The organism is Mycobacterium sp. RTGN6 (assembly GCF_033804605.1).
GTDB lineage: Bacteria > Actinomycetota > Actinomycetes > Mycobacteriales > Mycobacteriaceae > Mycobacterium.
In genome coordinates, this window is sequence record NZ_JAPZKZ010000001.1 from 159,247 (window position 1) to 170,317 (window position 11,071).

Genomic DNA, 11,071 nt, shown 5'->3' on the forward strand with positions numbered 1-11,071 from the left:
GCATGGACGCTGACGTTTACCGCATGCTGACGCAGCTGATCGCGCTGTCACCCACCGGCGACGAGGCGCTCAACGCGCTGGTGCGGGTGACGTGCGCCAGGGCACTGGGATTGCCCCCGTTGCCGTTCGAGGGGGAGCCGGCCGACGATCCCGTCGTCGCGGACTTCGCCGAACAGTTCGCCACCGACGTGTCGTCGATCAGCCCCGAGCAACGCCAGGCCTTCCTTGCGCTGGGCGACAGGGCATTTCGGGTGACTGCACTGATGTTCGTCGCCGACTTCCTGCCCCGTGTGAAGGCGGGACTCGGAGCGCTCGAGCTCAAGCCGGTCGAGGACCCCACGGCGTGGGACCACGCAGGCGATCCCGGCGAGCTGGTGCTCAAGCGCTTCGTCCCGATGGTCGGAGCGCTGCGCTCGCTGGACCCGGTGACGACGGAGCTGGTCCGCCTGCGTGGGGCGGCCCAGCACAACTGCCGGTTGTGCAAGTCACGGCGCGAGGGTGCTGCGCTGGAGGCAGGCGGCAGCGAATCGATGTACGACGACATCGAGCGCTACGAGGCGTCGGTCCTGCTCGACGACCGGCAGAAGGTGGCGCTGCGGTACGTCGACGCGCTGATCTGGACGCCGTCGGCGATCGACGCCGACGTGGCATCCGGGATCCGCGAGCACTTCTCCGAGGCCGAGGCATTCGAAATCACGCTCGACGTGATGCGCAACGCCGCCAACAAGATCATGGTCGCCTTCGGCGCCGACGCGCCACGCGTGACCGAGGGCGTCGAGCACTTCCTGCTCGGCGTCGACGGCCAGCCCGTGTACAGCTGAAATGCCATGACACCGAGAATCAACCGCTACAACCCCGAGAACCTCCACAGCACACCGGGATACCACCACGTCACCGTCGTCGAGCCGGGCCGGCTGGCGTTCTTGGCGGGCCAGTGCCCGTTGGACGTATCCGGTGCGCTCGTCGGAGTCGACGACCTCGCTCGTCAGATAGATCAGGTAGCGGACAACGCCGCGGCGGCGCTGGCCTCGGTTGGCGCACAACCGGATCAGGTCGTCCGGTCGATCATCTACGTGGTGACCGACGACCAGGCGGTGCTGGCCGCCGCCTGGAGTCGGCTGTGTGAATCGGTCATCGGGCCCGCGTTCACCAGCGCAAGCACTCTGCTGGGCGTGGCGCAGCTCGGCTTCACTGGCCAACTCGTCGAAGTAGACCTCACGGCTGCGCTCTGAAGCGTCACCGAAGCAACGGCTGCACGTGCGCGCCGATGGTCCGGATGAACTCGACGGCGCCCGGCCCGGTCGGCGGCTGCAGGACGACGGTGTCCGCGCCTGCGGCGATCCATCGGCGGGCGCCGGCCGCGATGCGCTCGGGAGTTCCGCGCACGACGAGGTCGTCGACGTCCTCCGTCCGCTTGTCGTCGAGTTCGCACTCGACGTAGACGACGACGTGGTGTGGTCGCTCGCGTCCGACGATCGCCGCAGCCTCCCGAACGCCGTCCGGTGAGGTCCCGGACGTCAGGACCGTGCCCGCCGCCAACTCGGCACTCAGTTCGAGCGTCTTGGGTCCGGTCGCTGCGAAGAGAAGGTCCACGTCTGTCGTTGGCGGCCAGGCGAGTTGGACGTCGGAGAGGGTGACGTAGCGACCCGAAACGGTGACGGCCTCCCCGCGCAGGAGTGCCGACAGCGCGGTGGCGTATTCGCGAAGCAGGGTCAGCGGTGACGCGACGCGGGCGCCGACCTGGTCCATCCAGATCTGAACGCCGTGACCCACGCCGATGCGAAGTCGGCCGGGGAACGTTCGCTCGAGGGTGGCAATCTCCATGGCGGTGATCGCCACGTTGCGCAGCGGTACGGGCAGTACGCCAACGCCGACGACGAGGCGGCTGCTGTTGGCCAGCGCGACCGCGGCGGCGGTCAACCCGCCGTGGAAGAAGCAGTCCTCCCAGAGCCACAGTTCGTCGAGGCCGACGTCGTCGGCGATCCTGGCGGCATCGGCCAACGATTCGGGCGGGTTCTCGGGCCTGAACACGCACCCCACGCGGGGCGACGGAGCTGTCATGCGGCCATCATCCGATCTCCACGCGATCTCCACACTTCCTCCAAGCTCGACGACTCCCGCGCGAGCAGGCTGATGAGCATCAAGAACTTGGCCGACGACGGCCTCAACCAGGGAGACAAGTCATGAAGAAGTTCGCCATCACCGCCGCCGCATTCGCTGCCATCGCCGTCGGCGGTCTGGGGTTGGCCGCCAACGCGTCTGCCATTCCGCTGGCCGGCGAGCCTGCCGATCAGGCCGTCCGCGTGCTCGAGTCGGAGGGCTACACCGTGCGGATCAATCAGTCGGTCGACGTTCCTCTGTCCTCGTGCACCGTGCTCGGAGTCAGCGGTCTGCGCGGAACGCAGGAGAACGGCGTGCTGAAGGATCCCGGCAGCCTCAACGTCGCGTTCGTCGACGTGAACTGCCCGCCGCGTTCGTAGGCCACCCCCAACGGTCCGCCGCGCCCCCAACCTTGGGGGCGCGGCGGACCCATTTGCGGCTCGTCGCGTTGGTGCGTGGGAACATGGGTGCGCTTTCACGCACGGGGCGGTAGCTCAGTTGGTTAGAGCTGGGGACTCATAATCCCTAGGTCGCGGGTTCGAGCCCCGCCCGCCCCACTTCAGAGGGTAGATTTCAAGAGCGTTGTCGTCGAGTCGACGTTTATTCGACGTTAGTGGCCCGGTCCAGAAGCTCGGCCACCTCGATATGGCTCCGACCACGGGCCATGTAGCTGTCTTGCGTCATGGACACGTTGGTGTGCCCCAGGTGGTCGGCCCCGATCCGCGCTGACAGGCCACCCCCGTCGATCAAGGTGGCGACTGTCTTGCGGAAGCTGTGCGTCGTGACGCCGTCGGCACCGACCTGATCCCGCACATGCCGCCACTGCTTATTGAAGTTGTTCGGGTCTCGCCGAGTACCTGCCGTCGACGGAAAGATCATGGTTTGTTCGCCAAGGAACGGCAGGCGCCGCCGCGCCTTCAGACCGTCGACCGCGAGCCGGGGCAGCCGAAGTGTTCTCTTCCACTCCCGGGTTGTGCCGCGGCCGCCAGGTAGTGACCGACGCACCAAACCCAGGCATCTGTCACCCACTGCGTGACGGCCACCAACAGCGCACTGACCGTGCGATGAGTTCGCGAGCCCGGACCAGTCCTAACTGCATGACAAACGAAATATTCACCACCCTCCAATGCGTCGCGGTACCCGTCGCCGATCAGGACCGCTCGAAAGCCTTGTTTGAGGAGATCGGCTTCACCACGACGATGGACACTGAACTCCAGCCAGGCTTCCGTTGGATCGAGATGACTCCGCCCGCCGGTGGCACGTCGATCGCACTCGTGATGACCGGAAACGAACTACCGACTGGGATCGATACGGGCATCCGACTGCTCACCCGCGACGCGCGAGCCGCCTACGCCGCGCTCTCCGCGAAAGAACTCAGCGTGGGAGAGCTACTTGACTGGGAGTCGGTCCCTCTGATGTTCAGCTTCCGCGACTTCGACGGCAATCGCTTCTACGTCAGCCAGCACAACTAACGTCTCAGGCGTCGACTCTCTGGGCTCCGTACAAGTCGACGCAGTCACTGCCCCTTAATGGCGGCTCCGGATTTTGGTATGGCTGACGGGCCAGCCAGCATGCGTAAGACTCGCGCTAGGCGTTGCCGAAACCGCAGATGGTGTCACCGACGGAAGATGAGCGTCACCCGAAGTTGAACCGAGGGAGTGGACACCATCCGTCGGATCTTAAAGCTGACGAACGTGGTTGAAGGATAAGTACGAGCGTCAGGAAGCCCAAGGTGCGGCGTATTGGAAGGGGCTACATGTGCGACGCTTACCGGCAGCGATTCCATCAGACGCTGTCATTGCGCCTCAGCCCACTCTTTGGCCTGTCGCTGAGCAGCCTTCCGCGCTTCCTCCTGATCGCGCCCGAACACTTCCGACCCGATGCTCGTCCTGACTACGGCCCGCGTTGCATCGCGAACTTCGATCGTCGCCGCGGCGTAGTTGTACTTCTGGTATCGCAGAGGCGAACCAGACGCGGGCGAGTGGCTTGGTTCAGGGATCTCAGGCCAGGTCGGCGAGCGCCCTACGGGCGGCTTCGAGTTCGGCTTCGAGGGCGGCGACCCTAGCGGCCTGCTGGGAGCGCGCCTCCTCGATTACCTCGTCGATCGGGGTGGAGAGGTCTTCGTGGAGTTCCTTGGCCGCGCGGGAGACGGCGGCGGCCGCGACCGCGAGGTCGCGGGCCAAATAGGTTGTGCCCTGCTTGAGTTCGGCACGCCATTCGCCGTCGGCGGTACCGGTGACAGTGAGTGTTAGCTCGAGAGTCTTGGTCTTCTTGCCGGCCGCCTTCTTGGCCAGGACCTTTATGGGCTTCTCCCCGGCAGAAGCTTCAGCGGCGGGGGCGTCGGGCGCCGGCGCACTCCTAGGTGAGGTGCTCTCGACATAAGGAACTACGACGTCGGGAGCGTCGGAGTTGGTGGGCGGCGCTTCTGGTGCCAGAGTGTCTACAGTCATCGTTGCGGCGAACTCCTTCTGAAAGTCGCCCGCAGTGTGCGGGCTGGCGCTGAGAGCTATTAGAACACATGTTCGACTCTCGGGATGGACTCGCCGCGCACGTCCCAACTCGGACTAACGGTTCCACTAATCCGAGTTATCTAGTCAAGCCGGACTTAGCCAGCGCCTCGCCCTGGTTGACATTTCCGAGTCGGAGTCGTGCGGCGCTGTTTTGGGGCCGAACGTGGCTGTGCGCCACGTTGATCGCTCGCGAGCGCGCCTGTGCCGCGGACGGCCCCATCCACAACACGCGAGTGTCAAGGGATCAACCGCAACAAATCAGGACCATTATTCGGGATATCACAGCAAATTCCAGGCATAGGTACGCGAATGTGTCAATATGTCGACTGCGGGACGCTTAGCTCCCAGCAACCGTTAATCTGACGAGCCTGTCAAAATAAACCTGTCATCGATGTTTCTGCGCCGTACTCGATCTGTATTCCGCTCAATTGCTTCGCGACTACCGCGCCACCAGGGGCTACCTCGTCGGAGGAGGAGCGTGGCTGCCCCAACGCGGTCGTGGCTATGGCTACCACCATGCGACGAATCATCCTCGCCCTACTTTGCTCCGTGTGCTTCCGACGTTCAATGCTGGTCGCCGCATCCGGTATCCAAGACGCCAAATAACATGGTGTTCCTCGATATAACTGACTCCGAGACCGTCACGTGTCAATACGTCGTAGGGCTGAGGCACAGTAAGCTAGTAGCCCGTTGTCAGCCATCTGACCGGAACAAGGGAATGGCCGGATCTATCATTGCGCCTACGGCATGCGGTGGACGGGCAGCACCTCCTGCGGTATGGCTAACAGCAGCCGTTTCCTGACAATTCGTAGTGCGCGCCGCGGATCCGCGCGACGGCCCAGACGATAAGGACGATCACCGCCTATTTTCGTTCTACTTGAGCACCAACAATTCAGAGCTGAATTGCAGCCATTTGTACTTGAGACTCGCAGCCACGTCAGCTAACGTTCATCGATATCTCATTTGCGGAAGGCTTACATGAATCGGCGCTCTGTGGGACGCAGTAGTGGTCGGCATCGGCGATCAGCCGCGGCCAAAATTAGCGCCATCGTGGCCCAACCGACCGACTGCGGCCGACACCGCAAGGGGCACACTGAAATCCGCCAGCCGGAGTTCGCATTGCCTACGAGTCGACCAGTCTCTCGCCGCCGCCACGAGAAGCCACGTTCGGTAGGTCATCCGAGCTTCGCGGCCGCCGTTGCACTTGCCGGGGTTTCGGCCATCGTCGGCGCCTCGTTTGCGTCGGCCCCGAGCGACGAGGCGGGACGCGTGCAACTGAGCGCCGCACGCAATGCGGTGTCGCCCGACGTTCTGCTCGCAGCGGTCGTCCAAACGTTCTTTGGACCTGTGACGATCCTCCCGACGACACAGGCGGTCGATCCTGCCGTCTTCTCTGCCGCGATCGCGGCCCTAGTCGACGGCCACACGAACACGGTCAACACCCAAATGGCCGGCGCGAACGCCCTCAACATCCCTCTGTGGGTTCTGCCCGGAAGCACCGCCAACGCGGGCGGGGCAGTCAACAGCTCCGGAGGTCCCGCTGGCGGCACCAATGGCGCGGCCGGCGTCCTGGGGACCACCAACCAACTCGGTCCATTGACCTACATCCTCAACAACCTCGGAACCATTCGTTTCAGCAATCCACCGGACCCCACCGCGCCCGCCGGTAGCCGACCTGACTTCCACGCCGCCGACATGAATACGTGGTTGGCCGGGCTCGCCGGGGTTACCCAGAGCGCCGGCAGCACGGGCTGGATAGTCAACAACACCTTCGGCAGCAGCGACGGCGGCGTAGCGGATGCGACCGGCCTGCTGCAAACCGCGAACAACTTCGGTCCAGCCTTCTTCAATCTCAACGTGCTCAAGTCCCTGGCCTTCGTCCAGGCCCCGAACGGCACCGTCCTCCCCGATGGCCAGCTGGACGCCATCCATGCCACCGACATCGGGCAGTGGGCAGCCGGTATACCCGGGATCATCACGAACACTGGCACTACCGGTTTCGTGACAGACCGCGGCTTCGGCATCGGATACGGCACCGCGGGTTGGGTCGGTGGCCTGCAAACCACCACGACAATCGGTTCCTTCAGCTTTACCTTCGACTTCCTCCCGTCCATCGGATTCGGTGCCCCGCCGCCGACCATGACCCCGTTCGCCACCAGCCCACCACCGGCCACCCTCGTGAGTGCCGCCAGGACCAGCGCCGGCGACGAGGTGACGGCGTTCAAGGCGGCCGAGGCCGAGCCGACGGCCGAACCGTCGGAGGCTCCGGTACCGCACGCCACAACCGCCGTCAGCGAGGCCAAGCCGGCCGCCGATGACACCTCATCCACCGAGGCCGCTGCGCCGAAGAAGGCGTCGACGACAGCCCCGGCTACGACGACGACCACAGACCCCGCGAAGACGACCACCACGTCACCCGCGGGGGATGACCCCGTCAAGAAGGACCAGCCCACGCACACCAGCCACCAAAGACCCGCCGAAACCGAGAAGCCGGCCGATGCGACGGCATCCGACTCGGACTCGACGACTGCCAGTGCTTCACAAACGGCGGACAGTCCGAACGAAGCCACGGGCAAGCATGGCTCCGCCGACGATTCGGTGGGCAGACACCGCGCCGACGACGGACAAACGGGCAAGCATCGCTCGGACGACGGTTCGTCCAGCAGCCAAAGTGGCGGCGAGTCAAGCGAATCCAAGTCGGCCGGGTAGGAGCGCAAAGGGCGCCGTCGTCGGAGGTACGACGCTCATCGCCGCAGCGATGAGTCTGCCGGCGCGCACAGGTCTACCTCCTGACCGAGCCAACCAACTCATCAGGAGTAAGACATGGGCCTCATCGACATCGAGATGTTCGCGACCCTCGACCTCGTCGGGCAGGCGCCCGGCGGACCCGAAGAGGACCCGGAAGGTGGGTTCCCGTTCGGCGGCTGGCAGGCGCCCCTGATCGACGAGGTCACCGGGGCGCAGGTCGCTGCCGCGTACGAGGGCACGGATGCCCTCCTGCTCGGCCGGCGGACGTATGACATCTTCGCCGCCTACTGGCCGAACCAGGACGACGAGTTCGCCACGCTCTTCAACAACATCCCGAAGTACTTGGCGTCTCGCGGCAGGCCCGACCTCTCGTGGGCCGGGTCCACGCAGCTCGGCCCGGATCTGGCCGGCGCGGTGCGCGAGATCCGTGACCGGCACGAGCACGTGAAGGTCGTCGGCAGCCTGAATCTGGTGCAGACCCTGTTGCGCGAGAAGCTCTTCGACCGGCTCGACCTCTGGGTGCACCCGGTCGTGCTCGGCGTCGGGAAGAAGGTGTTCGACGGTGGCGCTGTGCCCACGAATATCACACTCCTCGAACCGCCGGTAGCCAGTTCGAAGGGCACCGTGTACCTGCGCTACGGACTCGCCGATGGCGCACCCGAGACGGGGGACATGAGCGCACCCGATCGCGGTGTCGGGTAGGAGTTATTGCGGGTGGTCGGCCAAGTAGGCGTCGACCGGTATCGGCGACGTCGACACGTAACCGACGGGCAGCAGTACGTCGCCGGCGGTCGTGCGGTAGTAGACGTCCCACCGGTAGTAGCCGCCGAACGCAGCGGGGTCGGCGGCCAGCACGGCGGCATAGTCATTGACAGCACGCACGTACCGGTCCGCGTTGTTGTACCGGAAGATGGCCGCATCGCGATCATTCGCAAAACCGTTGGCGGCCAGCATCCGACCCGCGGCCAGGATGCTGTCACGCGGCGAGTGGACGTCGCCGCCGTCGCCGTAGGCGTCGAATGTGGATGGCAGGAACTGCATGGGGCCTTGCGCACCGGCAGTGCTGAGCCCATCGATGCTGCCGAACCGGCTCTCGATCAGATTGATCGCGGCCAGGTAATTCCAGCCGACGCCGGACGCCGCCTCTGCTTCGCGGTAGTAATCGAGTAGCGCGTCGGCCGGGGCCGGAGGCACGATCCGCCACGCGGGGACCGTGTTCTTCACCTCCGTCATCGCGTACAGCTGACGTCGAGCGTCGACGTTGAGGTCGTAGGTCTCCAGAAGTGATGGCGGGATTCGGGGACGGGTGACCGAATCCCACTCCGTGTGGCGCCCGATGGCGCGGTACGCCGCCTGCTGGCGGCGTGCGGCGGCGGTGAACTCCGGCTCTGGCGTCGACGGGTCACGCAACGCCTGCTCGTCGGCGACGAGGTCGTCGGCCACTCGTGCTGGGTCTGACGAGATCGCGGGTTGTGCTCCGGCAGCCGTGGTCGCTTCGTCCATCATCTGAATTCGGACGGTCGCAGGAGCAGCCACCGTCGTCGGGGATGGAGGCACCGCCGGTGTGCCGTGACTGCAGCCGAGGAGTGCGCACATGCTGGTCGCGACGGCCAGCAACGCATGTCGATTCATAGCAACTTTCCTCTTCAGCCGAGGGCCGCAACCGCCATGTCGTAGATGGCTTTTGGCGCCTTCGAGGGGGAGCCCGCGTCGAATGGGGGATGCGGATCATATTCGATGGCAAGCTGAATGCACTGGGCCACTTCGGGTCCGGCGATCTTCGCGGCGAGGGTGAGGGCAAGGTCGATGCCGGAGGAGACGCCGGCGCCGGTCATGATCTTCCCTGAAGTGACCACGCGTTGTTCGGTTGGTTGGGCGCCGTAGGAGGCAAGGTCGTCGTAGGCGCTCCAGTGGGTGGTGGCGGGCAAACCGTCGAGCAACCCAGCCGCGCCGAGCAGTAGCGCGCCGGTGCAGACCGAGGTTGTCCACGTGGTGTGAGGGTGGGCCTGGCGGATCCAATCGACGATCGGGTGCCCGTCCGCGGCGTACTGGCCCGCGATGGGACCGCCGGGCACTAGCAGCACGTCCGGACGCGGCACGTCGGCGAACGTCGCGTCGACGCGCAGGTGCACCAGGTCGTTGTGGTCGTCGACGATGCCTGTGTGCTCGGCACAGATGACCAGCTCTGCGCCCGGCAGATAGGTGAGTACCTCGTAGGGGCCAATTGCGTCCAAGGCGGTGAATCCCTGGTAGAGGCCGAGGGCGATGATCACGACGTGCTCCTTTGTGCGTCAGCGTCACGTGCGCTCAGAATGACGACCGCGGGCCTGATCCCCACCGCTCGACCTTAACGTTCGACTGGTTCCTGCAACCCGTGTTCGCAATGCCCGCGCAACTCACGCGTCAACGTTCTGAGCGGGCGGTACGCGCGGAGCGCCTCTCCGTTGGTGCGCGTGAAAGCGGTCCAGATGAAGCGTTTGGCCAAGGTCTTCGGCTACCTCTGCGGGTTGGCCTTCGTCGTGCTCCTGGTCGTGATGATCGTGAACATGGTGAACAACAATCCATTCGTGAACTACGGGGTGATCGGCGTCGTATTGGCGGTGCTGGCCGTCGGTGCCGAACGGTTCGGAAACAGCTAGGGTCCTGCGGTTGGTCTTCGGGCGCGACTTCTGGCACACGCCTCCGTGGTTGCTGATCGGCCCTGGCGACATCGTGCAGAGCGCCCTTGGCCATGGGTTCGCTCACGGAATCATCGGAGAAGTGAGGGGCGCGGTGGGCCGCCAGTCGGGGGAGGGCAGCACCGCTAGCCGAACCCGCGCCGCCGCCCTCGTATGTTCCGCCCTCCGACGCCGTGCCGGGGGAGCAGTCGAAGCACATTGCCGCACTGCGTGACTCAGCGGCGCTCACCGACAGGGAGTACCTGTCCGAGAAGCGTCGCGTCGAAAGCGGCCAGCAGCGGACGGGCCAACGAGTAGCTACTCGGCTCGCAACCACGCCGCGCATCGATGGCGAGGTGGGCGGCGGTTTGGCGTGGTTGCTGGGCTCCGGCTCCCGCTGGAAGCGGGGAATCGAACGGTTGAAAGCCATATGTAGAGGCGCTAGGTTCAGGGGCGTCCGGGCGCGTCTGCTGGACTTTCGGGCCGTTGACCTCATCGGCCCTTCACAACTGTTCGTCGACTTGGTGCACGTCGGTGTGCCGACCGAGATTGAGGTGCCATGGGTAACGGCCAGCCGGATGAGGGTGAAGCACCGGTCATCGTCAGTGTCGCCGATGCGGCGATGCATATGTTCGACGCAGCGATCGAGACGCTGCCCGACCCCGAGGATCCAGAGTTCCCGTCCCGCTCGGCGGTGGTGTTGACGGGACTGCGCAAGCTTCTGGCTGCGCTGACGCAGGCGGCGAGCCGTAGCCGCGTCACCCCCGCCGTCATCGTCTCGCTCGCCAAAGTGCGCAACACCTACGACGACCTGATGACGAGGGCTGCCAACGCTCCCGGTGCGACCCTCGGTCAGACGCTCTACCTGACGCGCCGCAACGCGAAGCTGTCGGCGAAGGAGCTGGCCAACGGCGCCGGGTTGCGCGCCGACCTCATCGAAGCCATCGAGGCCGAGGAACAGCCGAGCGGCGACGAGGCCACCAAGATCAAGGAACTCATCGACGCCCTCGGCGGCTGAGTCACCGTCCGCGCGCCCCGGTAACGTAGCCGGGCGCG

At 65.3% G+C, this 11,071-nt stretch carries 12 protein-coding genes, 1 tRNA gene and 1 pseudogene; 9 read left to right on the forward strand and 5 right to left on the reverse strand.

Translation table 11 applies throughout. The features are described from left to right. Positions 1 to 2 precede the first annotated feature (2 nt). Complete coding sequence (locus SLQ33_RS00730) at positions 3 to 821, forward strand: carboxymuconolactone decarboxylase family protein (protein WP_319451869.1); 819 nt, start codon at positions 3 to 5, stop codon at positions 819 to 821. Between the two features lie 6 nt (positions 822 to 827). After that, complete coding sequence (locus SLQ33_RS00735) at positions 828 to 1,232, forward strand: RidA family protein (protein WP_319451870.1); 405 nt, start codon at positions 828 to 830, stop codon at positions 1,230 to 1,232. 4 nt (positions 1,233 to 1,236) lie between these two features. Here SLQ33_RS00735 and SLQ33_RS00740 read toward each other — a convergent pair whose 3' ends face one another. Beyond that, positions 1,237 to 2,061 (reverse strand): LLM class flavin-dependent oxidoreductase, encoded by an 825-nt coding sequence (locus SLQ33_RS00740; RefSeq protein ID WP_413467542.1) that lies wholly within the window; start codon positions 2,059 to 2,061, stop codon positions 1,237 to 1,239. A gap of 122 nt (positions 2,062 to 2,183) precedes the next feature. Here SLQ33_RS00740 and SLQ33_RS00745 point away from each other — a divergent pair, with 122 nt between their 5' ends. Beyond that, on the forward strand, positions 2,184 to 2,480 hold the full coding sequence (locus SLQ33_RS00745; RefSeq protein WP_319451872.1) for a hypothetical protein: 297 nt from the start codon (positions 2,184 to 2,186) through the stop codon (positions 2,478 to 2,480). Positions 2,481 to 2,583: 103 nt separating this feature from the next. Further along, positions 2,584 to 2,657 (forward strand) — tRNA-Ile (locus SLQ33_RS00750). 43 nt (positions 2,658 to 2,700) lie between these two features. Here the strand turns inward: SLQ33_RS00750 and SLQ33_RS00755 are convergent. After that, positions 2,701 to 3,057, reverse strand: a pseudogene (locus SLQ33_RS00755) (tyrosine-type recombinase/integrase); the annotation flags it as partial. A 140-nt stretch (positions 3,058 to 3,197) separates the two neighbouring features. Here SLQ33_RS00755 and SLQ33_RS00760 point away from each other — a divergent pair. Beyond that, a complete protein-coding gene (locus tag SLQ33_RS00760; RefSeq protein ID WP_319451873.1) occupies positions 3,198 to 3,572 on the forward strand; it encodes a VOC family protein in 375 nt (124 codons plus the stop codon). A 528-nt stretch (positions 3,573 to 4,100) separates the two neighbouring features. Here the strand turns inward: SLQ33_RS00760 and SLQ33_RS00765 are convergent. Next, positions 4,101 to 4,550, reverse strand: coding sequence for a DUF6319 family protein (locus tag SLQ33_RS00765; protein WP_319451874.1), 450 nt, complete (start codon positions 4,548 to 4,550; stop codon positions 4,101 to 4,103). Positions 4,551 to 5,879: 1,329 nt separating this feature from the next. Here SLQ33_RS00765 and SLQ33_RS00770 point away from each other — a divergent pair. Then, positions 5,880 to 7,319, forward strand: a complete 1,440-nt coding sequence (locus SLQ33_RS00770) for a hypothetical protein (protein ID WP_319451875.1) — start codon at positions 5,880 to 5,882, stop codon at positions 7,317 to 7,319. 114 nt (positions 7,320 to 7,433) lie between these two features. After that, positions 7,434 to 8,060, forward strand: a complete 627-nt coding sequence (locus SLQ33_RS00775; protein ID WP_319451876.1) for a dihydrofolate reductase family protein — start codon at positions 7,434 to 7,436, stop codon at positions 8,058 to 8,060. Positions 8,061 to 8,063: 3 nt separating this feature from the next. Here SLQ33_RS00775 and SLQ33_RS00780 read toward each other — a convergent pair whose 3' ends face one another. Both SLQ33_RS00780 and SLQ33_RS00785 read right to left on the reverse strand, forming a co-directional pair. Continuing rightward, on the reverse strand, positions 8,064 to 8,990 hold the full coding sequence (locus SLQ33_RS00780; RefSeq protein WP_413467544.1) for a transglycosylase SLT domain-containing protein: 927 nt from the start codon (positions 8,988 to 8,990) through the stop codon (positions 8,064 to 8,066). A 14-nt stretch (positions 8,991 to 9,004) separates the two neighbouring features. Next, positions 9,005 to 9,631 carry a DJ-1/PfpI family protein gene (locus tag SLQ33_RS00785; protein WP_319451877.1) on the reverse strand — a complete coding sequence of 209 codons (627 nt, stop codon included), beginning with the start codon at positions 9,629 to 9,631 and terminating at the stop codon, positions 9,005 to 9,007. A 195-nt stretch (positions 9,632 to 9,826) separates the two neighbouring features. On the opposite strand from SLQ33_RS00785, the gene SLQ33_RS00790 reads away from it, so the two are divergent. After that, positions 9,827 to 9,997: a hypothetical protein gene (locus tag SLQ33_RS00790; RefSeq protein ID WP_319451878.1), complete on the forward strand. Its 171-nt coding sequence runs from the start codon at positions 9,827 to 9,829 to the stop codon at positions 9,995 to 9,997. A 577-nt stretch (positions 9,998 to 10,574) separates the two neighbouring features. Then, complete coding sequence (locus SLQ33_RS00795; RefSeq protein WP_319451879.1) at positions 10,575 to 11,033, forward strand: hypothetical protein; 459 nt, start codon at positions 10,575 to 10,577, stop codon at positions 11,031 to 11,033. Positions 11,034 to 11,071 lie beyond the last annotated feature (38 nt).

Excerpts from the sequence above, each read along its gene's own strand:
- SLQ33_RS00795 (WP_319451879.1), top strand. The coding sequence starts at position 10,575 with ATGGGTAACGGCCAGCCGGATGAGGGTGAAGCACCGGTCATCGTCAGT.
- SLQ33_RS00790 (WP_319451878.1), top strand. The coding sequence starts at position 9,827 with ATGAAGCGTTTGGCCAAGGTCTTCGGCTACCTCTGCGGGTTGGCCTTC.
- SLQ33_RS00730 (WP_319451869.1), top strand. The coding sequence starts at position 3 with ATGGACGCTGACGTTTACCGCATGCTGACGCAGCTGATCGCGCTGTCA.
- SLQ33_RS00735 (WP_319451870.1), top strand. The coding sequence starts at position 828 with ATGACACCGAGAATCAACCGCTACAACCCCGAGAACCTCCACAGCACA.
- SLQ33_RS00775 (WP_319451876.1), top strand. The coding sequence starts at position 7,434 with ATGGGCCTCATCGACATCGAGATGTTCGCGACCCTCGACCTCGTCGGG.
- SLQ33_RS00740 (WP_413467542.1), bottom strand. The coding sequence starts at position 2,061 with ATGACAGCTCCGTCGCCCCGCGTGGGGTGCGTGTTCAGGCCCGAGAAC.
- SLQ33_RS00760 (WP_319451873.1), top strand. The coding sequence starts at position 3,198 with ATGACAAACGAAATATTCACCACCCTCCAATGCGTCGCGGTACCCGTC.
- SLQ33_RS00765 (WP_319451874.1), bottom strand. The coding sequence starts at position 4,550 with ATGACTGTAGACACTCTGGCACCAGAAGCGCCGCCCACCAACTCCGAC.
- SLQ33_RS00745 (WP_319451872.1), top strand. The coding sequence starts at position 2,184 with ATGAAGAAGTTCGCCATCACCGCCGCCGCATTCGCTGCCATCGCCGTC.
- SLQ33_RS00780 (WP_413467544.1), bottom strand. The coding sequence starts at position 8,990 with ATGAATCGACATGCGTTGCTGGCCGTCGCGACCAGCATGTGCGCACTC.